This window comes from Gemmatimonas sp., assembly GCF_046594945.1.
Taxonomy (GTDB): Bacteria; Gemmatimonadota; Gemmatimonadetes; order Gemmatimonadales; family Gemmatimonadaceae; genus Gemmatimonas.
This window is the reverse complement of sequence record NZ_JBKJRB010000160.1, coordinates 26,386-51,610: the sequence shown is the minus strand read 5'-3', so window position 1 is coordinate 51,610 and position 25,225 is coordinate 26,386. Positions and strand designations below refer to the sequence as shown.

Annotated in this window: 20 protein-coding genes; 13 read left to right on the top strand and 7 right to left on the bottom strand. The window is 65.9% G+C overall.

What is annotated here, in order from left to right; translation table 11 throughout:
* From ACLL97_RS19200 to ACLL97_RS19190, 3 genes are all read left to right on the top strand, one after another.
* Positions 1-564, top strand: a 564-nt coding sequence (locus tag ACLL97_RS19200; protein WP_411282089.1) for a hypothetical protein, incomplete at its 5' end; no start/stop codon positions are given.
* Positions 561-2,615, top strand: a complete 2,055-nt coding sequence (locus tag ACLL97_RS19195; protein WP_411282088.1) for a protein kinase domain-containing protein — start codon at positions 561-563, stop codon at positions 2,613-2,615. The genes ACLL97_RS19200 and ACLL97_RS19195, both read left to right, overlap by 4 nt.
* The gene (locus ACLL97_RS19190; RefSeq protein WP_411282087.1) at positions 2,612-4,975 is read left to right on the top strand and encodes a protein kinase domain-containing protein; all 2,364 of its coding nucleotides are present in this window, start codon (positions 2,612-2,614) and stop codon (positions 4,973-4,975) included. Before ACLL97_RS19195 ends, ACLL97_RS19190 begins: the two co-directional genes overlap by 4 nt.
* Before the next feature lie 42 nt (positions 4,976-5,017).
* Here the strand turns inward: ACLL97_RS19190 and ACLL97_RS19185 are convergent, their stop codons facing one another.
* On the bottom strand, positions 5,018-6,178 hold the full coding sequence (locus ACLL97_RS19185) for an FG-GAP repeat domain-containing protein (protein ID WP_411282086.1): 1,161 nt from the start codon (positions 6,176-6,178) through the stop codon (positions 5,018-5,020).
* A 145-nt stretch (positions 6,179-6,323) separates the two neighbouring features.
* On the opposite strand from ACLL97_RS19185, the gene ACLL97_RS19180 reads away from it, so the two are divergent.
* From ACLL97_RS19180 to ACLL97_RS19165, 4 genes are all read left to right on the top strand, one after another.
* Positions 6,324-6,848: a serine/threonine-protein kinase gene (locus ACLL97_RS19180; protein ID WP_411282085.1), complete on the top strand. Its 525-nt coding sequence runs from the start codon at positions 6,324-6,326 to the stop codon at positions 6,846-6,848.
* A gap of 117 nt (positions 6,849-6,965) precedes the next feature.
* Positions 6,966-7,403: a TolB family protein gene (locus ACLL97_RS19175; RefSeq protein ID WP_411282084.1), complete on the top strand. Its 438-nt coding sequence runs from the start codon at positions 6,966-6,968 to the stop codon at positions 7,401-7,403.
* On the top strand, positions 7,375-7,812 hold the full coding sequence (locus ACLL97_RS19170) for a TolB family protein (RefSeq protein ID WP_411282083.1): 438 nt from the start codon (positions 7,375-7,377) through the stop codon (positions 7,810-7,812). The genes ACLL97_RS19175 and ACLL97_RS19170 overlap by 29 nt, the downstream gene beginning before the upstream one ends.
* Before the next feature lie 321 nt (positions 7,813-8,133).
* On the top strand, positions 8,134-8,322 hold the full coding sequence (locus tag ACLL97_RS19165; protein WP_411282082.1) for a hypothetical protein: 189 nt from the start codon (positions 8,134-8,136) through the stop codon (positions 8,320-8,322).
* A 68-nt stretch (positions 8,323-8,390) separates the two neighbouring features.
* Here ACLL97_RS19165 and ACLL97_RS19160 read toward each other — a convergent pair whose 3' ends face one another.
* The gene (locus ACLL97_RS19160; RefSeq protein WP_411282081.1) at positions 8,391-10,757 is read right to left on the bottom strand and encodes a PBP1A family penicillin-binding protein; all 2,367 of its coding nucleotides are present in this window, start codon (positions 10,755-10,757) and stop codon (positions 8,391-8,393) included.
* Between the two features lie 17 nt (positions 10,758-10,774).
* On the opposite strand from ACLL97_RS19160, the gene ACLL97_RS19155 reads away from it, so the two are divergent.
* Positions 10,775-11,893, top strand: a complete 1,119-nt coding sequence (locus ACLL97_RS19155) for a polysaccharide deacetylase family protein (protein ID WP_411282080.1) — start codon at positions 10,775-10,777, stop codon at positions 11,891-11,893.
* Here the strand turns inward: ACLL97_RS19155 and ACLL97_RS19150 are convergent.
* Both ACLL97_RS19150 and ACLL97_RS19145 read right to left on the bottom strand, forming a co-directional pair.
* Entirely contained in the window at positions 11,890-12,213 is a 324-nt protein-coding gene (locus tag ACLL97_RS19150) for a carboxymuconolactone decarboxylase family protein (protein ID WP_411282090.1), read from the bottom strand. The genes ACLL97_RS19155 and ACLL97_RS19150 overlap by 4 nt on opposite strands.
* A gap of 68 nt (positions 12,214-12,281) precedes the next feature.
* A complete protein-coding gene (locus ACLL97_RS19145) occupies positions 12,282-12,875 on the bottom strand; it encodes a hypothetical protein (protein WP_411282079.1) in 594 nt (197 codons plus the stop codon).
* 901 nt (positions 12,876-13,776) lie between these two features.
* Here ACLL97_RS19145 and rho point away from each other — a divergent pair.
* The 4 genes from rho (at position 13,777) to ACLL97_RS19125 (ending at position 19,671) form a co-directional block, all read left to right on the top strand.
* Positions 13,777-15,432, top strand: coding sequence for a transcription termination factor Rho (gene rho / locus ACLL97_RS19140; RefSeq protein ID WP_411282078.1), 1,656 nt, complete (start codon positions 13,777-13,779; stop codon positions 15,430-15,432).
* A gap of 206 nt (positions 15,433-15,638) precedes the next feature.
* Positions 15,639-17,870: a methyl-accepting chemotaxis protein gene (locus ACLL97_RS19135; RefSeq protein WP_411282077.1), complete on the top strand. Its 2,232-nt coding sequence runs from the start codon at positions 15,639-15,641 to the stop codon at positions 17,868-17,870.
* Positions 17,871-18,073: 203 nt separating this feature from the next.
* Positions 18,074-19,219 (top strand): hypothetical protein, encoded by a 1,146-nt coding sequence (locus tag ACLL97_RS19130; RefSeq protein ID WP_411282076.1) that lies wholly within the window; start codon positions 18,074-18,076, stop codon positions 19,217-19,219.
* An 11-nt stretch (positions 19,220-19,230) separates the two neighbouring features.
* Complete coding sequence (locus tag ACLL97_RS19125) at positions 19,231-19,671, top strand: phosphate ABC transporter substrate-binding protein (protein WP_411282075.1); 441 nt, start codon at positions 19,231-19,233, stop codon at positions 19,669-19,671.
* A 35-nt stretch (positions 19,672-19,706) separates the two neighbouring features.
* On the opposite strand, the gene ACLL97_RS19120 is transcribed toward ACLL97_RS19125, so the two are convergent.
* The 3 genes from ACLL97_RS19120 to ACLL97_RS19110 are packed head-to-tail and all read right to left on the bottom strand — an operon-like array spanning position 19,707 to position 23,111.
* A complete protein-coding gene (locus tag ACLL97_RS19120) occupies positions 19,707-21,098 on the bottom strand; it encodes a dipeptidase (RefSeq protein ID WP_411282074.1) in 1,392 nt (463 codons plus the stop codon).
* Positions 21,099-21,141: 43 nt separating this feature from the next.
* The gene (gene crcB, locus ACLL97_RS19115) at positions 21,142-21,513 is read right to left on the bottom strand and encodes a fluoride efflux transporter CrcB (protein ID WP_411282073.1); all 372 of its coding nucleotides are present in this window, start codon (positions 21,511-21,513) and stop codon (positions 21,142-21,144) included.
* Between the two features lie 14 nt (positions 21,514-21,527).
* A complete protein-coding gene (locus ACLL97_RS19110) occupies positions 21,528-23,111 on the bottom strand; it encodes a glycosyltransferase family 39 protein (protein ID WP_411282072.1) in 1,584 nt (527 codons plus the stop codon).
* 22 nt (positions 23,112-23,133) lie between these two features.
* Between ACLL97_RS19110 and ACLL97_RS19105 the strand changes: the two genes are divergently transcribed.
* On the top strand, positions 23,134-25,191 hold the full coding sequence (locus ACLL97_RS19105) for a thioredoxin domain-containing protein (protein WP_411282071.1): 2,058 nt from the start codon (positions 23,134-23,136) through the stop codon (positions 25,189-25,191).
* Positions 25,192-25,225: the final 34 nt, after the last annotated feature.

The following is a 25,225-nucleotide window of genomic DNA, read 5'->3' as shown; positions in this document are numbered from 1 at the left end:
CCACCAATCAATATGCAGGTGTCGTCGTGGATCGCCGCAGATTTTCTCCTGGTCGGGAGTTTGCTGTCGCAGGGGCGTCCCATGATCGTCGATCCGACACACACACCAGCGACCGTTGATTCGATCAACCTCAAGACGTACTTCGTGTCCATTTCGCCAGACCGACGGTGGATTGCGTACCAGGCGCCGGGCGTGACGGGCGTGCAGCTGCAGCCATGGCCTGCGCTCGACCGGCGATACCTTGTCGATGCGGATGGAACGGAACCGCGCTGGGCCTCCAACTCCGAGCTGGTATACCTGTCGCAATACCGGTCGGAGGGGGTGATCGCGGCGTCGATCTACCGGACGCGCATCGATCCGAACTCGAGCTCACCGGTCGGGAGCAAGGAGTTGATTGCTCGCGATCCCCGCTTCGCGGATACACCGGGGTGGTCGCTCGCGACGACGACTGGCGGGGACGTCATTTATCTCCAGTCGCCTTCGGAAAACTTGGGCGCTTACCTGCGCGTTATCCCGGACTGGGTGAGACAGATGAAACGCGCCGTAGACGCTGCCAACCGATGAACAGCGTCCTCGTGCGTGTGACGACGGCGCTTGCCGACCGCTACCGCCTCGAACGCGAACTTGGCGCCGGCGGCATGGCCACCGTGTACCTCGCGCACGACCTCAAGCACGAACGCGATGTCGCCATCAAAGTGCTGCATCCAGACCTAGGCGCGGCCCTCGGCGGCGAACGGTTCTTGAGCGAGATCCGCACCACCGCACGCCTGCAGCATCCGCACATCCTGCCGCTGCTCGATTCGGGCGAAGCCGACGGCTTGCTGTACTACGTGATGCCACTCGTGACGGGTGAAACATTGCGCGCGCGATTGGAGCGCGAACGGCAGCTGCCCATCGCCGACGCGGTGCGCATCGCCCGCGAAGTCGCGAGTGCGCTCGACTACGCGCACCGGCATCACGTGATTCATCGCGACATCAAGCCGGAGAACATTCTCCTGCACGATGGTCATGCGATCGTAGCGGACTTCGGCATTGCGCGCGTGGTGTCGAGCGCGGGTGGCGAGCGGTTGACGGGCACGGGTATGGCGTTGGGTACGCCGCTATACATGAGCCCTGAACAGTCGGTCGGCGACGACATCGACGGCCGGAGCGATCTGTACGCACTCGGTTGCGTGTTATACGAAATGCTGGCCGGCGAGCCGCCGTACACCGGCGCCACCGCGCAGGCAATTATCGCGAAGCGCTTCCGCGACCCCGTGCCGCGCGTCTCGACGCTGCGCGAAACCGTGCCGCCGGCCGTGGAGTCGGCGCTGATGATCGTGCTGTCGAAGTCGCCGAGTGATCGCTTTGTGACAGCGGAGGCCTTCGTGTCGGCATTGAATGCCGAGATCACGAGCCACGCTCCACGCCATCCGAGGGTCGACGATTTTCGCATTGCCGTGCAGCCGTTCAAGTACCCCACCGGCCATGTTGATCTGGCGATGCTCGCCGACGGTCTCGCGGACGAGATCGTGACCGGGCTGTTGCGCTTCCCATGGCTGCGCGTGCTCGCGCGTGGGGCCGACGCGGCTCTCACTCGCGGCGACGACCTGCACGCTGCGGGTGAGGCGCGTGGCGCTCGCTACGTCATTCAGGGGAGCCTGCGGAAGGCCGGAACCCGGTTGCGCGTCACGGTGCAACTCGTGGACGTCGCGTCGGGTGTTTCGCTGTGGGCCGAGAATTATGATCGCGCGTTCGAGGCCGATGGGGCGTTCGAGCTGCAGGATGACCTCGTGCCACGGATCGTCTCGACATGCGGCGATCACTTCGGCGTGCTCGCGCGGAGCATCTGCGACGCCGTCAGGTCGCGAGAGCCGAACGGGCTGAGTCCGTACGAAGCGCTCATGCGCGGCTTCGGCTATCACTTGCGACTCACACCGGAGGAGCACGGGGCCGCGCGCGATGCACTCGAACAGGCGGTATCGCGAGCGCCAATGGACGCCGATTGCATCGCGATGCTCTCGTGGGTGACATCTCACGAGATTGCGCACGGATTCAATCCGCGCCCGGGATCGCTCGATCGGGCCGTTACGCTGGCTCGCCGCGCGGTCGACCTCGCCCCGAGCAACCACCTGGCGCATCAGGCGCTCGCGGTCGCGCGCTTTTTCAACAAGGAGACGGCGGGCTGCCTTGCCGCCGCCGAGCGAGCGATAGAGCTCAACCCGCTCGACGGCAGCAACGAGGCGTTTTTCCTGATCTGCTTCACCGGGCATTGGGATCGCGGTTGCGCGCTGATCCGGCATGCGATCGAGCTCAATCCGCACCACCCGCGCTGGTATGAAACGATCCTGGGGCTGAATGAGTACCGGCTCGGGAACTATCGCGCGGCCGCAGACGAAGCGGTGCGCGCCAATGTGCCCGAGGTATTCTGGAACAACATCCTGCTCGTGGCGGCACTCGGCCAGCTCGAAGAGATACCGGGCGCGTCGTATGCCCTCGCCACGTTGCTGACGCAGCAGGCGGAATTCGCCACTTCCGGAGAAGCGATATTATTGGGGTGGTTCGAGCCGGCGCTGGTCGCTGATATCATGGTGGGGTTGCGGAAGGCGGGCTTGGAAGGCGGGAGCAGACAATGACCGTGCTCTCGCGGCTCACCACCGCGCTTGCCGATCGTTACCGCGTGGAACGCGAACTCGGTGCAGGCGGCATGGCCACCGTATACCTCGCGCACGACCGCAAGCACGACCGCAAGGTCGCGATCAAAGTGCTCAAGCCGGAACTCGGCGCCGTGCTTGGGGCAGAGCGGTTTCTCGATGAGATCAAGGTCACCGCGAACCTGCAGCATCCGAACCTGCTGCCGCTGTTCGACTCTGGAGCGAGCGACGGACTGCTCTACTACGTCATGCCATACGTCGAAGGCGAGACGCTGCGCGTGCGACTCGAACGCGAGCATCAGCTGCCCGTCGACGAGGTCGTGCGCCTGGCGACACTCCTAGCCGGCGCGCTCGACTACGCACACCAGCGTGGTGTGATTCACCGCGACCTCAAGCCCGAGAACATCCTGCTTCAGGCGGGCCAACCGGTCATCGCGGATTTCGGTATTGCACTGGCGGTCGCGCAGGCCGGCGGTTCGCGCATCACCGAAACGGGACTCTCGCTCGGCACACCGCACTACATGAGCCCCGAGCAGGCGACGGGTGACCGCGTGATCGACGCACGCAGCGACGAGTACGCGTTGGGTGCGGTGACATACGAGATGCTGGTTGGCGAACCGCCACACACCGGCGCCACGTCGCAGGTCATCATCGCGCGGCTGATGACCGAGAAGCCGCGAAGTGTGCGGGCCACGCGAAGCACGGTGTCAGTCGCGATGGACCAGGCGATCGAACGGGCGCTCGCCAAGTCACCAGCCGATCGCTTTTCTGGCTGCGGCGCGTTCGCGAAAGCATTGACTGCCGAGGCGTCGGCTTCTGCATACGCGGGTGTTTTCGCGCGCCGCTGGCTCGCGGCTGCCGGCATCGGTGGCGTGGCGACTGTCGCACTTATCGCCTGGCTGATGTCAGGTAGGAAGGACACACCAACGGTCAGCGCCGCACCGCGAAGCAAGTCGATTGCCGTGCTACCGCTCGTGAATGTGGGCGGCGATTCGACGCAGGAATACTTCGCCGACGGCATGGCCGACGAGCTGGCCACCGCACTCGGCAAGCTGCCGGGGCTCAAGGTCGCGGCACGAACCTCGTCGTACGCTTTCAAGGGGCGTCGCGATCTCGACGTGAAGGAAGTCGGCCAGAAGCTTGGGGTGGATGTGGTGCTGCAGGGATCAGTGCGACGAAGTGGTGACCGCATGCGCGTCAGCGTGCAGCTTACCGACGCCAAGGAAGGCGTCGAGCTCTGGTCCGAGACCTACGACCGGGACACGAAGGACGCCTTTGCCGTTCAGGACTCGATCACTGCCGCAACCGTTCGCAAGCTGTCACTGTCGCTGGGCGCCGGCGCGCTCGCCGCAACACGGACGGGGCGCACCACGAGCCCGGCCGCCCACGATCTCTACCTGCGGGCGCAGACCATCGCCTCGCAGGGCACGCAGGCAGCGCTGCGACGCGCCCTCGAGCTCTTCCGCCAAGCCCTAGCGATTGATCCCGATTACGCCCAAGCCGATGCCGCCATCGCGTTTCAGTACATGTCGCTGGCCGACGCCTACATGCCATCGAACATTGCGTACGACTCGTCGCGAACTGCAGCGCGACGAGCCCTCACGCGGGACAGCCTCGTTGGCGACGCGCGGGCACTCATCGCGTTTGCGGACATGGCGCTCAACTGGACGCTGGCGAAGAGCAACCGCGAACTCAGCGACGCCGCCGCGCGCGAACCGAATTCTGCGCAGACGCAGATTCTGTACGCCGTCTCGCTGTGCACAGTCGGCCGCGTCGACGAAGGCCTGAAGGCCGCCAAGGCGGCAATCACACTCGATCCGCTCAATGCCCTCGCGTCCTGGACGCGCGAACTGTGCCTGTATATGGGTCGGCGCTACGATCAGCTGATCGCTGAGCATCCACAGATCGTCGCGTCGTGGCCGGACCAACGACTCTTCTACTGGGACTCGTTCCTCGGCGCGGCCTACCGGGAGAAGGGGCAGTATGCGCAAGCGCTGGCAGAATACGAGCGCGCGCAGCAGGCGGCGGGTGATGTGCCACTGTTTGGCTACGCCGTCACACTGGCGCGCGCGGGACAAACAGCGAAGGCAAAGCTGATGCTGGAGCAGCTGCTGACGTATGGTCGCGACCACTACGTGAATCCCATTTCTATGGTCGCCGTGTACGCCGCCATGGGCGATCGGGATGAGGCAGTTGCATGGCTCGATCGGACGGTGATCGATCGCACCGGTTGGTTGTGGGGAATCGCCACCTGGCCCGAGTTCGACTCGCTACAGCAGGACCCGCGGCTCGCAGGGCTGATTCGACGCATGGGGCTTCCAACAACGCCGCGGAAGCCATAGCTGACCGGCGATCGCGCACCGCACGGCAACGGGGACCGCTCGCTACCGGGTGCGCGCCGGAGCGACGTTGCGATACCACTTGAGCGTCGCCGTGGCGGTCGACACGCACGCGACGTCAGTGCGGCCGTCGCCGTCGAGGTCCGCCGTCGCGCATCCTGCCGCGCCCATGCCACCGTCGTCGAGCACCGTGCGCGTCCAGCGCATGCCGTCGGAACTCGTTGTGTAAATCCATACGCTGCGCGTGCCTCCGCGTTGTCCCGCGACGAGCTCATCGACGCCGTCGCCGTCGAAATCAGCGGCAACGAGCGTATGGCCGTCGACGAGCGCAGTGTCAATCACCTGGCGAGTCCACGCGCCACCACGCGCCGGCGTGTAGACCACGACCTGCCGGCCGTGCCACGGTTCGATTGACGCGAGAAATGCGCGCCCTCCCGGGAGCCGTCCCGTGGCGGCCTCGCTCGACCCGCCGTTCGGTACGGGCGCCGCGTCGCCGGGCGCGAGCGCCGATTGCCGCCACGCATTGCGCACGCGCTCGTAGCGGTGCAGGCCCGCGAAACCGGCGGCGACCAGGCACGCCTCGCAAAACGGTGCGTGCATCGGCTCGAGTGCGTGCACGACGCCTGATTCAGCGCTCGGCAGGCTGTCGCGCCGGAATGCCGGCGCGCGGTACGCGTAGATCGGCGTCGCGCCCGCATACATCGGTGGCCCGGAGCTCGCGGCGGCGAGCGGCGCGTTCATGAGCCAGCGCGCGCCGTCACCGTCGACGAACCAGCGGAGCCGGTGCGCTGAGGGCGTACGATCGATCTCGCGCGCGGTCCACGGCCCCGTGACGTCGGCGCCGTGCGTGAGCAGCGTGACGATGCCTGCGCTCTCGCCGGGCGTGGTCGAGAAGCCCGATGCGATAGCGATCTCCGGGACGCCATCGCCGTCAGCATCGGCCGCGGCGACGTTGACCACGTCGACCAGCCCGCGCGCGAGCACATGGCGTTTCCACGACGGGTTTTCGAACCACACGATCTCCGGCAGGTCACTGACGACGACGAGGTCGGGGCGCCCATCGCGGTTCAGGTCCGACGCGAGCACCTGATAGCCGCCGGTGAGATCGCGCGCGACGACGTGCGTCTCGAAGCGCGGCGACGCGACGCGCGGGAACGCGAAGCCGATGGCGGCCAGCGCGCACGCGGCGGCGAGGAGCTTGGGCATCTTGCGGTGTGGCTGGAGTGGGCGCGGCGAAGGGCAACGAACGTAGACCGCGAGGGCGCGTTAAACAAGGCACTCGGCTTGCCGCCATTCCTTCCAGCCCTTACGTTGGCCTTCCCGCTGCAACTCCCTCCCAGGAGCTCTCACGATGCGGCAGCTGCGCGACGCCCTCGCCGACCGTTACCGCATCGGGCGCGAGCTTGGCGCCGGCGGTATGGCCACCGTGTACCTCGCGCACGACCTCAAGCACGAGCGCGATGTCGCCATCAAAGTGCTGCATCCCGACCTGGGCGCGGCCCTCGGCGGCGAACGGTTCTTGAGCGTGATCCGCACTATCGCACGCCTGCAGCATCCGCACATCCTGCCGCTGCTCGACAGCGGCGAGGCCGACGGCCTGTTGTACTACGTGATGCCACTCGTGACGGGCGAAACGTTGCGCGCACGACTCGAGCGCGAACGCCAGCTGCCGATCGCTGACGCCGTGCGGATCGCGCGCGAAGTGGCCAGTGCGCTCGACTACGCGCATCGACAGAACGTGATTCACCGCGACATCAAGCCGGAAAATATCCTGCTGCATGATGGCAGCTGCGAAGCTCAAGACCGTGGCGATTGCCGGAGGGACGGTCGCGACACTCACCGATCTGACCGCGTACACTTGCGCCTCGTGGATTAGTGCAAGCCGGCTGCTGGTCGGTGATGCAGACGACGCGTTCGTGGTCGATCCATCATCGGGCAACAAGCGGTCGGGTCCGCGCCTCTGTTCTTCGCCCGCAGAGTCAATCCGGCAGGTGTGGCCAGCCGACTGCTGGAGGCCGAGCGCAGCTACGCGCACCCGCGCCTCTCCCCCGACGGACGCCGCCTCGCGTATGAGCTGGCGGACCAGCAGGGAACAGACATCTGGGTCGCGGATCTGGCGTCCCAGACCGTCGAACGGGTCACGCGTGACGGTAAGAGCGATCGACCCGAGTGGAGTCCCGACGGACTGCGTCTCCGCTTCTCCTCGGCGCGTGTGCTCCCCCATTCGCTCTGGGAGCAATCTGCCGACGGCAGCGGCACCGCAGTGAAGCTGCTCGACGGGACTGGCGTGGGGATACGCGACGGCGTGTATTCGCCCGACGGACGCAGTATCGTTTATCGGGTGGACGCGCCGGCTGTGAACCGCGATATCCTGCGATTGCCGCTCGTGGGTGACCGCACCGGTGCCGCTGATCGTGGGCCCGACGGATGACAAGCTGCCGCGGGTATCGCCGGACGGCCTTTGGCTCGCCTACGTGTCCAACGAGGCAGGCCGCGAGGAGGTGTACGTCCGATCGTTGGCACCCGGCGGCGGCCGGGTGGCGGTGTCGTCAAGCGGAGGCGGCGAGCCACTTTGGTCGCGCGATGGCCGGCGCCTGTTCTACCGCGAGGATCGCAAATTAATGGTCGCGGACATCGGCCTCACGCCACGAATTGCCGTTGGTGCACGACGGGTCCTCTTCGATCGACCGTTCGAAACCGACGCCTTCCATCCGAATTACGACGTGTTCCCCGATGGTTCAGGCTTTGTCATGGTGCGCACCAACGACGAATCCCGGAGGCTCGTGGTCGAGCTGAACTGGGTAGCCACACTCCGGCGCCGTTTGGGCGGCGCAAAATGAACGCCACCGTCGCCCGTCTCACCACCGCGCTCGCCGACCGCTATCGCATCGAGCGCGCGCGTGGGGAGGGCGGCATGGCCCTGAAAGAGGCCGTACAATCCACGTATGGTCGTCTCCCATTTTGCCGGAGCGGAACTGATTGAAGCGGGCCTTGCCGATCTCACGGCAGGATTGGTGACGATCGAGTCCTTGCTGGTCTCGATCGCGGCCCCGGGATTGCGCGATGCTGATCATCGGTTTCCAGTCACAAGGCGCGGAATAGCACGGTCGGGATTCTCAGGTCACGCTCAGGGCGCCACCAGATAGCCGTGCTCCCGCCGTGTGGGGAAGATCGCGCGCACCGATCACAACGTCGCGGCCAACGACGCCCTCTCGCTCGAAGCGGGGATCTCGCCAACGCCAATGGCATCCACGTGCCGTCGAAATGGATTGGCCTCGCGCGACGAGCCGCGGCGACGCTGGGATGCGATCGAGCTTGGCTTCGGCGCGTGGGCGGCAACGATACGGTGAGAGGGCGAGCTGCTCGCTGCGGCGTCTCCGACGAAACTCTCCCACGCGGTCCGACGTGACAGCCTGCCCTAATCGCGCCCGCGAGGCGGCCGCGGCGGCTCCGGCGGACGCGGCCCGCCCCGCAGTTCACGACGCAGGCGCTCAACCTCCCGCTTCGCTTCACGAGCGGCCTCGCGCTGCGCTTTGCGTAACTCGCTGATGATGCGATCGGCGGCGGCGCGGGCTGTGGCGTTGCCACCCACCGCCTCCAATACGCCACCCACCGCCTCGGCAATCTGCGCCGGATCGATCTCGCCCGGTCCGCCGCTGGTGCTGTCGTGCCAGTCGGGCGGCTCGGCATCACGCATGGCGAGATACGGATCGCTTTCACACGAGGTCTTGGGCGCGCTCCCGCGTACAAAGAACTCTTTACGCGACGGTCCGCACCAGTCGCTGGCGAGCTTGCCGGTACCGATATCGATCTGTTTGGTCTCGATGCCGGCGGGCGGCACCCAAGCGCTATCTTCTTCGGGGCTGTGCCATCCGTCGCGGAGAAACCGAGCCCATACCGGAGCCGCCAGTCGACCACCAGACGCGTTCCAGCCGAGCGGCTGCGGATCGTCGGCGCCGAACCAGACACTGGCCACCAGGGTGGGGGTGTAACCCACAAACCACACATCGGTGCCGTCGTTGGTGGTGCCGGTTTTGCCGGCCACTGGCCCACGAATGCCGGCGTCGCGTACCGAACGACCGGTGCCACGATCAACCACGCCTTGCAACAGAGAGGTCATCAGAAATGCGTCTGTTGCTTCGAGCACCTGGGCGCCGGCGGTACGCTCGTGGCTCCAGATCACCCGTCCGAACTGATCTTCCACGCGTTCCACGAGATACGGCTGCACGCGTGTACCACCGTTACCGAACGGGGCGTACGCGGCCGTGAGCTCGAGTGGCGTGACGGCGCCGGCGCCGAGCGCGAGCGCCGGCACAATGGGCAGGTCGCTCATGATGCCTTGGGCATGCGCGAGATCGGCGATGCGCTTTACGCTCAGCTTGCTGCTGAGGCGCACGGTGGCCGCGTTGGCAGAACGGGCCAAGGCATCGCGCATGGTGATGTGCCCCGCGTAGTCGTCACCGTAGTTGGCGGGCGTCCACGTGGTGCGACCGATATCAATCTCAACCGGTTCATCTTCAAGCATGCTGGCGGCCGTGAAGCCTTGTCGCAGCGCCTCGGCGTAGACAAACGGCTTGAACGTGCTGCCCGGCTGACGCTTGGCGCGCAGCGCGCGGTTGAAGCCTTTCCGCTCGATGCGGCGACCGCCTACGATGGCGCGGAGCGCTCCGGTTGCGGGGTCGAGTGCCACCAGCGACCCCTGCGTGCGCGACCCCGCGCCGCTCACCGCAAAACCGCCGTAGGCTCGCTCCTGATCGATTTGCCAGGCACCTGACGCGATGGCGCGCTCGCCGGCGATCTGCGCGCGACGGTCGATCGTGCTCCAGACGCGGAGTTGGGCATCATTGAGGGACTTGGGAATCACCCCGGCTTTGCGTAGCGAGTCGAGGGTCACGCGTACCGCTTCCACGGCCCACGAATCCACCGCGCGCGCCGGCGCCCATTCCGCGCGCGCCAGCTTGAGCGGCGTGTGGCGCAGCGCCCGAATCGTGGCGCTGTCAGCCACCCCTTCACGCAGCAGCACATCGAAGACAATGGAGCGGCGAGCAAGCGCGCGCGTTTTGTCGCGTCGCGGTGAATACGACGACGGCGCCTTGGGCAGGCCAGCCAGCATCGCGGCGTCACTGAGCGAGATATCCTTCACCGACTTGCCGAACAGATCACGGCTCGCGCCCTCGACGCCGTACACGCCGTTGCCGAGGTAGATCGCATTGAGGTATCGCTCGAGGATGTCCTGTTTGGACAGGGCACCCTCGAGCAGCGAGGCATAGCGCCACTCGAGCAGCTTGCGACCCAACGTGCGCTCGGTGGCGCGATTGCCTAGGAAAACGTTGCGGGCCAGCTGCATCGTGATGGTGCTGGCGCCTTCGCGCACGCTGCCGGCCGTGACGTTGGCAACCGTTGCGCGACCGACACCGTACCAGTCGACACCATGGTGCGCGTGAAAGCGCCGATCTTCGACGGCGATGAAGGCCGCCTGCACCTGCGCTGGTACCCGGCTGAGCGGAACGTTCGTGCGATTGACGGGTGAGAGTGCACTCACGAAGGCGCTGTCGCGCGCCAACAGCGCGCCGCCTTCGGTGGGCTTCCACGCGCGCAACTGCGCCGGTGTGGGGCAGCCCTGCCAGCCGCACGACCACCACCAGGATGCGGTGGTGAACATCCCGGCAACAGCGATTGCCCCTGCGTACAGCAGCGGCTTGTACAGCCGTGTGCGCCACGACACGGCCGGTATCTCGACCGGTATCGCGACCGGCGCCGCCGTGTTGTTACCTTCAGCGTCCATCACACTCCTCGGCGATCATGGCACGTCAAAAATATCCCATCCGCTCCTGCACCGTCCGCACCACGCAACGCGTGTCGATCCTGGTAAAGACAGTTGGAGCGGCCGTTTGGGTTGCGTCGCATCTGCTTCCGTCCGCCGCTCACGCGCTGTCTCGTGCAATCGTACGGCCTGAGCGCCCGGAAAGTGCCATCTGGCAGCCCGCCAAACCGGCACAGGCGCAGCGGGCACAGTCGCCGAACAAAGCGCCGGCGACGGCACCAAACGGCCCGCGCGTGCCCAATGAGCTGGGGCGCATCCCTATTGTGGAGTGGCATCAAGTGGTGGTGGCCGATGGCACCTACAAGGTGTCGCGCGAGCGATTCCGCGCCGAGTTGAGTGAGCTGCACACGCGCGGATACGTGCCGGTGAACCTGTCGGAGATGCTGGACAAGACGATGGACGTCCCGGCCGGGAAGACGCCCGTGCTGTTCACATTCGACGATGCGTCGCCAAGCCAGTTCCGATACATCGAACGCAACGGCGCGCTCATCGTGGATCCAACGAGTGCGGTCGGTATACTGCTCGACTTCATCAAGGCGCACCCTGACTGGAAGGCCAAGGGGCTGTTCTGCATGCTGCCCGCGGCCGAAGCGGGTCACGCTTTCTTCGGCGACAAGGGCATCGACGGCCAGAAGACGGAGTGGCGCTTCAAGAAAGTGCAATTTCTGGCCCAGCAGGGCTTCGAGCTGTGCAACCACACGTTGTGGCATGCGAAGCTCAGCAAGTACTCCGACGCCGTAGTGCAGGAGCAGCTGGCGCGTGGCGTGATGGCGATCGACTCGGCCATGCCCGGCTACAAGGTGCGCGGCTTCGCCCTGCCCTACGGCCTCTGGCCGAAGAATAGAGCGCTGGCGTTCAATGGGTCGTGGTATGACAAGAAGAGCCAGCGCGACGTGCGCTACCGCCATGAGGCCGTGTTCGAAGTCGCCGGCGGTCCGGCGCGCAGCCCGTATGATCCGGAGTTCAACCCGAAGTCCCTGCCACGGGTGCCGCTGCAGGGAGGCACCAAGCTGTCCGCCACACTCGATCAGATGGACAAGCCCGGCAAGTGGGCGCGCTACGTCTCCGATGGCAACCCGAAAACGGTCGCCCGTTAGCCGCGCAGTTTCTCGGCTTCATCCCAGCGGTCCACGGCACGCCGTAGATGCGGAATCACGATGCTGCCACCCACGATGAGTCCGATGCTCATCGTTTCGAACACTTCGTCCCGGCTCACACCCTCTTCGGCACAGCGGACGATGTGATAGGTAATGCAGTCATCACAGCGCAGGACGAGCGAGGCTACGAGCCCAAGCAGTTCTTTCGTCTTCACGCTCAAGCTCCCGCCCTCGTAAGCGCGGCCGTCGAGATTGAAGAAGCGATTGATGACGAGATTGTTTTCGCCGAGGATGCGCGTGTTCATGCGCTCGCGAAACATCCGGAACTCGGCGAGCGCATCGCTTTCGACGTGATCGTGCGGCGGCGTGCGGGGGGTGGGCGCGTCGGTCACAGCGAGTAGTTGCGAAGGGTGGTGAGCGCGGTTTCGAGGGCCGCCCGTTGCTGCTCGGTGGGCGAAGTGGCCCACAGCTCTTCGTACGCGGAAATGGCAAGCGCCAGCGCTTCCTTGTCATGCTCAGCGGCGGCCAGCGAACTCGCATTGTCGGCCAAGGCGGCCTTGGCCAGCTGATCTTCCGGGAAACGCTGCGTGACCTGCAGCCAGCGGATCGTGCGATCGCGCTGATTCGATTCGGTCAGGGCCCACATGTGCCAGGCGCCGCGATTCTGCGGATCCGACGCCAGCGCGCGGCTGGCCAGATCTCCCACGACGTCGGGACCGCGACCGGACAGCCAGTAGGCGTTGGCGAGAATGACAAGGGCGCGCGCGTTGGTCGGCTGCTGATCGACCACGCGCTCATACAGCGGGCCGACGACTTCGGGCATATGCAGCCACGGTTCAGCGGCGGCCACGAGGGCATCGGGCGTGACCGTAGCGCGGAGGGTATGCAGGCGCTCCATCAGGGCGCCGACGTTTCCCGAGGCTTCGTAGGCGCCCACCGCATCAGCGAGGGCGGCCGGAAGGTCGTTAGGAGGTGCGATCATGATCGAAAAGTAGACGGGTCCGGTAATCTGGTCAGGTCACGGCTGCGATTAATGGGTTGCGCGATCGGGGTAGGATCGTAATACTCCTAGTGTCGCGCGTTGCTTTTCAAAGGGCGCGTGACGAGCCCACCGACACCGGCTGGCTGTGCCAAGGTCCCAGACCACGTGGCACAGCACATTCAGATCCGGGTGAATCGGTCGGCCGGGGATCCCTCGCGAGTTTGCGAACTTCCCCTTGTGACTGGAGGCGCGAGTTTCTCGCGCACCCCCCGCGGTACCGGAAGGCATGTACGAAGGCACGTACGGCTTTTCCGGCAAGTGCGACGGCACGACTCTCCCCGTCCAAAGCGACCCGCAATATCAGCGCTCTTCGCGCAGCTCGAGTCCGACACGGGCATCGAACTTTCGGCCTGTTGCATCGCATGTCTTCATGCCTGCGGCAGCGTCGCGCTCCCTTCCAGATCGGAACGGAGCACCCTGTACCACTCGCAGTTTTCGAATGACCGAACGCAAACGCCCTATTCGCCGCAGCCGCACCAGTGCCGCGCCGTCCCCCGATTCCGGTGGGGACGACAATCCCTATCTCGATGCCCCGTCGACGCCCGCGCCGAAGGATGCCGCACCGCCGCCGGCGGCTAGCGCACCTGACGAGGCCCCTCGACCGCGTCGCGGCCGCCCCCCCCGTCGCTCGGCGACTGAGGCCGCTGCTGAGGCTCCGTCAACTGCCGAGCGCGAAGCGCCATCGACGCCCCCCACCCCGCCCATACCGCGTGCGGAATCGCGACCTGAACCACGCAGCGAACCACGCAGCGAACCACGCAGCGAGCCGCGAGATGAGCCACGAGATGAACCGCGTGGCGACTTCCGTTCGGAGCCGCGATCCGCGCCTCGCTCGGAATCCTTGGCGCCTCCTGCCTTCTTTGATCCGGCGGCCGAGCGTCCTCGCCTCGACAGCGCCGATCGCTACGACCGCGCCTTCGACCGCCCGGCCAACCCGCTCTCCAGCAGCGCGGAGCGTCCCGAGGCGCGACCGGAACGCCCGTTCGGCGATCGCCCTGAACGTTCCGACCGCCCTGCCCGCCCCGATCGCGGCGGACGTCAGCGCGACCGCGGCCGTCAGCGCCACGAACGCGGCGATCGAACACCGCGCGGTGAACGTCCTGACACCGCCGGCGGTACGCCGACCGGCGGACAGAGTGCGCCGCAAGACAGACCGGATCGCGGATTGGACCGCGGACCGGAGCGCGGACCGGAGCGCGGCGGTGACCGTGGCGACCGGACCGGACCGGACCGTGGTGCTGATGCGGCATTGCGACGCAACGGACGTCGCGGCCGCAACCGCTTCCGCCGCGATGGGGTCGGTGGCGACGTTCGTTCTCCGCAGGGCGGTGACGGCGGCGTAGAGCGTTCACCGTCGGTGCCGACCACGCCCACCGTCGTCGACGGGACGATGTCCGGCTGGTTCGACCCGTCGCGTGATGGCGGTTTCTTGCGTAGCGCCACCAACAGCTACCTGCCCGATCCGACCGACCCCTTTGTCCCGCCGGCACTCGTGCGCCTGCATCAGCTCCGGCGAAGCGACAAGCTCGACGCCACGTTCGGGCGCGACCCGCGTGGCCGTCAGGTCATTATCGAAGTACAGCAGCTCAACGACGGCTCGCCCGTCGTGCTCGAAAAGCGCTCCGACTTCAATACCCTCACGGCCAGCTATCCCGATCGGAAGCTGACATTGGAAACGGGGCGTCCGGCCAAGACCGGCCCGGAGCTCACGCGCCGCGCCATCGACCTGATTGCGCCAATCGGCTACGGACAGCGGGCGCTTATCGTCGCTCCGGCCCGCGCCGGCAAGACGACGCTCCTGCAGGCGATCGTGGAGGGCGTAGCGATCAATCATCCGGAAGCGGCCCTGCTGGTGCTCTTGGTGGACGAACGTCCGGAAGAAGTGAGCGAAATGATCACGTGGGGCTACGGCGAGGTCGTGGCATCCAGCTTCGACATGCCGCCCAAGCGGCACGTGGAAGTGGCGGAGATGACGCTCGAACGTGCCCGTCGCCTGGTGGAACAGGGTAAGGACGTCGTGATCGTGCTCGATTCCATCACTCGTCTGGCGCGCGCCTACAACACGGTGGAGCGCGGCACCGGCCGTACGATGTCGGGTGGACTCGACAGCAACGCCATGCAGAAGCCCAAGGCGTTCTTCGGATCGGCGCGTATGATTGCCCCGCAGCACGGCGGTGGCTCGCTCACAATCATCTCCACCGCGCTCGTCGAGACCGGCTCGCGCATGGACGACGTGATCTTCGAGGAGTTCAAAGGCACCGGCAACTGCGAGATCAAGCTCGATCGCTCGCTGGCCGATCGTCGCATTTTCCCAGCGTTCGATATCGGCACCAGCGGTACGCGTCGCGAAGAGAAGCTCTATCGCCCCGATCAGCTCGAGAAGGTGCATCTGCTGCGCCGCGGCCTGCATCAGCTCCCGCCGCAAGCGGGCATGGAGTGGCTTATCAAGCGCATCGCCGCCACGTCGAACAACGATTCGCTGCTCGACGGACTCTGAGTTCCGCCGGCGGCAGTGCACAGCGGGGCGACGGGATCATCCGTCGCCCCGCTTTTCTGTGCCGCGCTCGTGACGATCGTGCCCGGAGGGTGACGGTTTTCGCCGATTGTTCAAGTGCTGTCGGGGACGCTCCGATACCCGTAGTCGATAGCGCACGAGCGACGTGGCCCGCGCCCAATTCCTTTGCTGCCCTCCGCACTCCCCCAATGCTCCGAACCCTGTCCTTGCGGGCCAAGATCTTGGCCCTTCCGCTTGTAGCGGCCGTTGGCTTTCTGACGACGTTTGGCACGACGTTTGTGCTCGGCGGCCGTTCGCAAGCTCAGCTCGAGCGCATCGAGCTCCAGGAATCTCCCGCCCTCGAGACCAGCCAGAAGCTGCAGTCTCAGCTCGACGTCTACCAGCGCGCGTTGCGCGACGCCGTTGGTGCCAGCGACACGGGTGCGGTGGTCGCCGCTGACTCCATCAGCAAGACGTTCCTGGCATTCTCTGACTCGTTGGCCAGCAATCCGAGCGTCGACTCGACAGTCGTCCGCGCGCTCGGCGGCGAGTTCAAGAGCTACGCCGCTCAGGCCCGCACCACGAGCATGGGAATGATCTCCGGCGCCATGGAGGACATGATGGGCGGCATGCAGGGTGTGAAGACCAAGTACGCCGCGCTCTCGAAGTCGTTGCAGCAGCAGACTACCGAACGGGAAGCGGCGATCGCCGCCGCATTCGAGACGGCGCGCACGTTGCAGTCGACGACCCGCCTAGTCACGAGTGCCGTGCTGATCGTCGCGCTCGTCGCCCTCGCCTTGCTCGCCGTTGGCACGCTGCGCAGCATCATCGGCGCCATGCGGACACTGTCGACGGCTGCCACGGAGATCGCGCGCGGCAAAGTTGAGCAGCAGATCGACATCGTGTCGAAGGACGAAATCGGTGCGCTGGCGGGCGCCTTCCGCGAGATGCTCGAATACATCGGCGGCGTGGCCCGGGCAGCGGATCGTCTGGCAGCCGGTGACCTGACCTCGAAAGTGGAAGTCCGCTCCGAACACGACGTGCTCTCGAAGAGCATCAACGGCGCCGCCGAGACGCTCCAGGGCATCGTCGGCGAGATCAACAGCGTGATCGACGCGGCCAAACACGGCGATCTCGCCAAGCGCGGCAACCCGGAGCAGTTCCGTGGCGCGTATCAGCAGCTGATCTCGGGTACGAATGAGATGCTGGACTCCGTGGTCGAACCGATCAGTGAAGCAAAGGATGTGCTGGCGCGTGTCGCCGCTCGTGACTTGTCGGCCCGCGTGACCGGCCAGTACGTCGGCGAGCATGCCGCGATCAAAGATTCGCTGAACACGGCGCTCGAGAACATTGCCGAAGTGTTCGCCTCGCTCACGACGGCGATCAGCCAGGTGAATTCGGCGGCCCGCGAGATTGGTGAAGGAAGCCAAGAGCTGGCGAGCGGCGCGGCCGATCAGGCGGGCGCCATCGATCAGGTGTCGAACCGCATCAAGTTGGTGGACGACCGCACGAAGGCCAACGTGGCCGACGCGAACGAAGCGCGGGCGGCGATGGAGCGTGCGAGCGTGGATAGCGAGCAGGGCGTAGAACGCATGACGGCCCTCGCTGAAGCCGTGGCCGAGATCAAGCGCTCGGCCGACTCCACAGCGAAGATCGTGAAGACGATCGACGAGATCGCGTTCCAGACGAATCTGCTGGCGCTCAACGCGGCCGTTGAAGCGGCCCGTGCAGGTGACGCCGGCAAGGGCTTCGCGGTCGTGGCCGACGAAGTGCGCAGCCTGGCCATTCGCGCCTCGGAAGCGTCACGCAACACGGCGACGCTGATCGAAGAGTCGGTGCAGAAGGCAGAGACCGGCGTGAAACTGAACGAGAGCGTGACGCGTCGACTGCATGAAATCCGCAGCGGCGTGCAGCGCGCGTCGGCGATCATGAACAACATCGCCGAGGGCGCCGCCGAGCAGCAGAAGGAGCTCACCGAAGTCACGTCGTCGATGGATCAGATTGCCGGACTCACGCAACGCACGGCCGCGAATGCCGAGGAATCGGCGAGTGCCGCCGCCGAGCTGTCGGCCCAAGCGGCCGAGATGCAGGAGCTGGCGGCGCAGTTCGACGTGGGCGATCGCGATCACCGCAGCGACGCCGGTCACTCGGTTACCTCGGCGTCTCGGCGTCAGGCCGCTCTGAACGATTCGCCGGTTTTCTCGTCACCACGTCCGGCTGCCCCGCGGCCGCAGACACTGAAGACGTCGGTCAAGCCCGCCGCCAAGGCCGCCGCGCCGCGATCCAAGACACCAGCGCGTCCGGCCGGCAAGGGACTCGCCAAGGCGCGCTCGTCGAACGGCACGCACGGATCGGACGATGTGTTCCCGATGAGTGCCTCCGCAATGATCCCGTTCGATGACGACAACAATGGGTCGGACGACGTCCTCGGCTCGTTCTGAGCACCTTGAGTTGCCGTTGACTGTACGAATGCGCTGACGTGCGGCTCGTGTCCGTGGGTGCCTGGCAATGATCCAGGCACCCACGATTGCACCGGATTCCTCCGGTATTGATGCCAACGACTGTCGTTGTACTACCTCACCTGTGCCGCGACGCTGCGGCCGTGTGTGCCGGTGCTCAATCCACTAGCTGGTTCCTACACTTTATGAATCGCACCTCCACGGCGCGCGCGCTCGCGTGCCTGCTGTTCGCCGCGACGCCGTTGGCGCTTTCGGCGCAGGATGAACGCCTCACCGTGCACGGCTCGGTGAACATCGCGTATGGAAAAACCGACGGGCTGCCGTACTTCGGGCTGAACAAAGACGGCTCAGCGGACTATCGCGCGATCGCGTTGCAGTTCGGCTACAAGCTGAGCGAGAAGGATCGGGTGGTGACGCAGTTGCTGCATCGCAAGTTCGGCACGAGCCCGTTGAACGCCGGCGAGCCGGACATCCAGCCGGTGTGGGCATTCTACGAACACAAGTTCGACAACGGTACGGCGGTGAAAGTGGGGCGCAATCCCCTGCCGCGTGGGCTATTCAACGAAGTGCGCTTCATCGGCACGCTGCTGCCGTTCTATCGCGTTGGTACGCAGGTCTACGGCGAGACGCTCGAGTACATCGACGGCTTCACGGCCAGCAAGTCGTTCGAACTCGGCGGCGACTTCGGTCTCGAGAGCCATGTGTTCGGTGGTGGCTTCAACCTGCGGGCTCAGCTCCCGGGCTCGACGGGCAACATCGTGATCAATCAGCGTAACGAGAACATGATCGGAACGCAGCTGTGGCTCAAGACGCCGGTTGAAGGCGTCCGTTTCGGCGCATTCGTGTCGAACTATGGATCCACGCCCAGCGCAACCTTGCCGGAGGCTTCGCGGCCCGCCCGCACGACGTCGGTGCTGTACTCGGCCGAAGCGAAGGTCGATCGCGCCTTTGCCCGCGCCGAGTATACGCGCTTCACGGCGAAGGTTCCGAGCTTCACCGACTACAGCGCATACTACCTCCAGGGCGGCGTAAAGCCCGTGGAGAAGCTGACGCTGGCGGTTGAATACAACTCCGCGACCAACGTCGTTCGGTTTGGCGGTGCGCCGATTCCGAACCTCGATCTGCCGATCACGAAGGATATTGGCCTTGGCGCCACGTGGCAGCCGTCGGTTAATGTCGCCTTCAAGCTCGAAGGACATCGCAACGAAGGGTACGGCTTCGACCGTCCAGTGCCGTCGGTGATTCTGCCGACCGCGCCACCGCTCGTCGCGAAGCTTGCCCCGGCCTCGAAGGCGTTCTACGGACTGTTGTCCGTGGCCGTGGCTTTTTGAGGAACAATCACATGACCATCATGCAGCGCATTCTCAACACCGTGACGATGAGCGTGTTCGCGCTCGTCGTTGCCGCAGCACCCGCTGCGGCACAGGATTTCAAGGTTATCGTCAACAGCGGCAACGCCACGTCGGAACTTTCGTCGGACGTGGCGTTGAAGCTGTTCCTCAAGCAGAGCGCGAAGTTCCCGAATGGAACGGCCGCTCAGCCGGTCGATCTCGCCAAGTCCAGCGCCGTGCGCGCGGCGTTCTCGAAGGCGGTGCTCGGCCGCGCCGTGGGCGCCGTTGAGTCGTACTGGCAGCAGCAGATCTTCTCGGGCAAGGACGTTCCACCGGCGGTAAAGTCGAGCGACGATGAGGTGATCGCGTTCGTGAAGGCGAACCCGGGTGCTATTGGATACGTCAGCGGCGGTGCCGCCACCGCTGGCGTGAAAGTGATTGACGTGAAGTAGCGTACGGGTCGCCGGGGAGATGCACTCCCCGGCGATCAGCGCGTCGCCGCCCGATACTCGTCGAGCAACGTGGCGGCGGCGCGGATGCCACCCAGATAGTTCTCGACACTGATCCACTCGTCGGGAGCGTGGGCGTTCTCGCCGGGCAGGCCGAAGCCCATCAGCAGCACCGGCGCGCCGAGGATGCGCTCGAAGTCGCCGACCACGGGAATGCTCCCGCCCTCGCCGGTGATGACTGGCGGCCGTCCGAAGGCCGCCTCGAGCGCGCGCTTGCCGGCCTCGATGATCGGCCCCTTGAGATCGGCCCGCCACGGACGTCCGCCGTGCAGGTTCTCGACGGTCACGCTGACTCCGGCCGGCGCGACGCGCTCCACATGCGCTTGCACGAGCGCCGCGATGGCATCCGGACTCTGATCGGGCACCAGCCGGAAGCTGACCTTCGCCATCGATACGGCGGGAAGTACCGTCTTGGCACCCTCGCCGGTGTAGCCGCTGAGCAGGCCGTTCACTTCGCACGTTGGTCGTGTCCACAGTCGCTCGAGTGTGGTGTATCCGGGTTCGCCGCCCAGTGCCGTGACGCCGACTTCGTGCATGAGCTGTGCATCGTTGAACGGTAATTCGCGCATCTGCGCCAGCACGGCATCGGGAAACGGACGCACATCGTCGTAAAACCCGGGGATCGCGATGCGCCCCTCGGCGTCATGCATGCTGGCGAGAAGGCGGGCGAGGGCCATCGCGGGATTCACCACAGCACCGCCGTACATGCCGGAGTGCAGATCACCGCTCGCACCACGCACGGTAATCTCGAGATACGCCATCCCGCGCAGCGACGACAGGATACTGGGAAGGCCCGGCGCGAACATGGTGGAGTCGGAGATCACGACGGCATCGCAGGCCAGCCGCGCTTTTTCGCGCTCGAGGAATTGCTCGAGGTTCTCGCTGCCGACTTCTTCCTCGCCTTCGGCCAGCACGATCACGTTGACGGGCAGCGTGCCGCGCACGGCGAGATGCGCTTCGAGTGCCTTGATGTGCAGATACAGCTGTCCCTTGTCGTCGACCGATCCACGCGCGTAGATGCGACCGTCGCGCACGGTGGGTTCGAACGCCGGCGACGTCCACAGCTCGAGGGGCTCGGCCGGCTGCACGTCGTAGTGTCCGTACACCAGTAGCGTGGGTGCATCGGCACCGGCCCCACGCCATTCGCCGACCACGATGGGATGTCCCGGCGTGGGCTCGATACTCGCGGTCAGCCCGATACGCGTCAGGGCATCGGCGATGAACTGTGCCGCCGCCGCGCAATCCGCTTTGTGCTCGGTACGCGCACTGACGCTCGGGATACGCAGCAAGTCGAACAGTTCGTCCTGCGCGCGCGCTTCATTGGCGCTGCACCAGGCGGCGAGATCAGCGGGAATCGTGGGAGCGATCATGAGAGGTATTCGGTGTGTGCGTGTTGGGGGACGCTCGTGCGGGCTATCGCGACGAGCGGCCAACCATGAGGCCAGCCAACGTCGCCAAGACCCCGGCGACGACACTGACGGAGACATACAGCACGGCGCGCCCGGCTTTGCCTTGCTGCAACAGTGTAACGGCCTCGGCGCTGAACGTGGAGAACGTCGTGAAGCCACCACACAATCCTACGGTGAGGGCCACGCGAAGCACCTGATTATGGTCGGGCGCGTCGAACAGTCGTGCCAACAGACCGATGAGAAAGCTTCCCACGACGTTGATCGACAGCGTGGAGACCGGGAACCCACCAGACGTGCGAAGCATCAGCACGCCGACCACATACCGCGCCACCGAGCCGGTCGCACCACCGACGGCGACGGCGATTAACATGGGCATCGTCAGCGTGGAATTCACGGACGCCTCGGCACGTCGCGCGCGATGCGATACAGCCAGATGCGCCGCTCGGTTACGATGCCGTCACCGCGACGCAGCGGTACCGTTACGCTTTGCTTCGATGCCGCGAACCACGTGCCGACCACGCCAGCCAGCGAGTCGCCCTTGGGATCGGCATCGAACGCGGCGACCAGACCATCACCAGGGCGGATCTTGTCGTAGGCGTTTGGCCAGATGTCGTACTGATTCGTGCGACCGCCGAGGTTGAGCGCGAACACCGTGGGCTGATCGGGGAGGTGAAACGCGAGCTCCGACGCATCCTGATAACGATCGGCGGCCACCCACCGGTCTACCGTGCCCTTCAGGAAATCACTCTGTCGACTGTGCTCCACGGCGGCGGCCAGCGTTGCCCAGCCATGCGCGCGGGCGATCGGATCCTTTCGCGGCGGGATCGGAAGGATTGGTGTCGCGGCCTGATACGCCACGATCGTGAGCAGAATCGCCGCGAAGGCCTGTCCACGATGCCACCAACGACCGTACGACCACGGCTTGTCGCTCGTGGCCAGCAGCATCATCGCGCCCGGATAAATCATCGCCGGCCAGTTTGCTTCCACTGACCGGCGCCACGCGCTCACGGCGAAGAACACGAGCGGCGATAGCGAGATCACCGCCAAGGCAAAACGACGCACCATCGGGTCGGTGGCAGACAGATCGCGGCGCATGCGCCAGCCGTCACGCATGGCGAACCACACCGCACCGGCCATCAGCAGGAACAGAATCGGCGACGCGAGGCCGATTTGTCCCCCGAGCATCTCGAGCTCACGCGACAGCGGATTCCCGCGCGCGCTCGGGCTGAAGCCATGCCCCAGCTGAAAACGGAACGACACCCAGTTGTTCAAGGCATTCCAGGCAACCACCGGCGCGAACATGCCCAGCGCGATGATCGACGCGATCCATGGCCCCGGCTCAGCGAACCGCTTTCGCAGCGCGGGATGCACCAGGCAGGCGATCACCAAGCCCATGGGCAGCAGCACGGCGGTGTACTTGGCCACGAACGCCACGCCAAGACCAAGTCCGGCCACCGTCCACCACCCGAGGCTGCGCCACGAGCGGAGTGGTGACGCCAGCGCGCGCTCCACGCCGAGCAGGGCGAACATGGCGCTCGCAAACAGCAGCGCATCGGGTGTGGCGAGCACGAGACCGAGGGTCGCGATCGGAATCAGCGCCACCAGCATCGCGGCGCGGGTCGCGGCGCGTAGCCCCTCCGTGCCGCGACCGGCCAGTTGCCAAGCGCACACCACGGCGGCGACGTGCATGAGCAGCGCGGCGATGGCGGGCCCGGCACGGACACCGATGGTCGTGTCGCCGAACAGACGCGTGCCGGCCGCGATCAACAGGGCGATACCGGGCGGGTGATCGAAGTAGCCCGCGTCCAGCTGCCGCGACCACTCCCAGTAGTAGGTCTCGTCGGGCAGCAGCGGTACCAGTCCCGACAGACCCGCCCGCAGCACGGCCGCCACAAGAATCCAGCTCGTAGCGGACGTCCACGAGCCGGGAGGGGCGACGCGGGGTTTGGTGGTTAGGGCAACCGGTATCGTCATGGGCGCGGGGTAAGTTGCATGCATGCCCAATCGTCTCGCTACCGAGTCGTCGCCTTATCTGCGGCAACACGCGGAGAATCCGGTGGATTGGTATCCATGGGGCGCCGACGCCTTCGAGCGGGCGCGGGCCGAGCAGCGGCCGATCCTTCTCAGCGTGGGATATGCGGCGTGTCACTGGTGTCACGTGATGGCGCACGAGTCGTTCGAAGACACCGACACGGCGGCGCTGATGAACGCGCTCTTCGTGAACGTGAAGGTGGATCGCGAAGAGCGGCCCGACGTCGATGCGATCTACATGCAGGCGGTGCAGGCGCTCACGGGCCGCGGCGGCTGGCCGATGACGGTGGTGCTCACGCCCGACGGCACGCCGTACTGGGGCGGCACCTACTTTCCGAAAGTCGACGGTCACGGGATGCCGTCGTTCACCCGCGTGATTCAGGCCGTGGCCAACGCGTATCGCGAGCAGCCCGATGCCATTGCGCGCACCACCGACGCCATGCGCGCGCTGTACGCCAGCAGCAGCCGTCCGGCCGGACCCACGGGACCGGTGGACGCCGCGCTCCTCGAGGGTGCCTTCAGGCAGCTCGCCAGGCGCTACGATCGTGCGCTCGGCGGCTTCACCGGTGCGCCGAAATTTCCGCAAACGATGGCACTCGACTTTTGTCTTCGATGGTACACACGAAGCGGCGACCCGACGGCGCTGGAGATTGCGCACCGCTCATTCATTGCCATGGGTCGCGGCGGCTTGTGCGATCAGATCGGCGGGGGATTCGCCCGCTACAGCACCGACGCCGAGTGGCTGGTGCCGCACTTCGAGAAGATGCTGTACGACAACGCGCTACTGGTGCGACTCGGCGTGCATCTCTGGCAGGTCACGCGCGACGGCGAAGTCCGCCGGATCACCGAGGCCACGATCCACTGGCTGGGTCGCGAGATGACGCTCGCTCACGGCGGGTTTGCCTCGTCACTGGATGCCGACAGCGAGGGCGTGGAAGGCAAATTCTACGTCTGGACTGCGCCGGAGCTCGACGCGGTGCTCGGGGACGACGCGGCCGTCGCGCGGGCGTATTGGCGCGTGCAATCGGGTGGCAACTTCGAGGGCCACTCGATTCTGCATGTGCCGGTGGCGCCCGAGTTGGTGGCGGCGCGTCTCGGCATGACCAACGATCGCCTGCGTACGACGATCGACGCGGCCGCGCGCACGCTGCTGGCGGCACGCGAGCGGCGGGTGCGTCCTGGACTCGACGACAAGGTCCTGGCGGGGTGGAATGCGCTCATGACGCGCGCGTTGTCCGACGCCGCGCGTGTCTGGCGCGATCCCAGCGTGCGGGCACTCGCCGTGCGAAACGCCGAGCTGTTGCGAGACCGGCTGGTGAACGCCGACGGACGCGTCACGCGCGTATTGTCGGGAACGGAGGGCCCCTGTGCCGGCCCCGGATTTCTGGAAGATCAGGCCGCGGTCGCGCTGGCGTTTTTGTCGATCCACGAAGTCACGCTCGACCCTACGTGGCTACACCAGGCGCGGCGGGTGGCCGACGCCATGACGCGGCATTTCTTTGACCTCGCGACCCAGTCGTGGTTCGACACGCCGGACGACGCCGAGCCTCTGATCGCCCGTCCGCGAGATCTCAACGACCACGCCACCCCTGCGGGCGCGTCGTTGGCACTCGAGGTTGTACTGCGATTCGGCGAGCTCGACGGGAACCCGTCGGCCCGTGAGCAAGCGCTGACGCAGATGACCCCGCTGGCCGAAGCGATGGGCAAATGGCCGAATGCCTTTGGCTACCTGCTCGGCCTGGCGCCGCTCGCGATCGATGGGGCCGTCGCCGTCGCGCTGATCGGCGAGCCCGACAGCACGGCACTCCAGGCACTGGCGGCCGCCGTAGCGGACCGGTACGTCCCTACGCTCGTACTGGTATCTTCCCAGGGAGAAACGGCTCCAGTGGCGCTCTTGGAGGGCCGTAGGGCCATGGATGGCACCGCCACGGCCTACATGTGTACGAATTTTCGATGTGAGATGCCCGTCACCGACGCGGCAACACTCTTGCAACAGCTTGCAACGTCGCTTGCCGCGACGTGAACGATCGGTCAGGTTGTCCACAGAGCGCACTGGT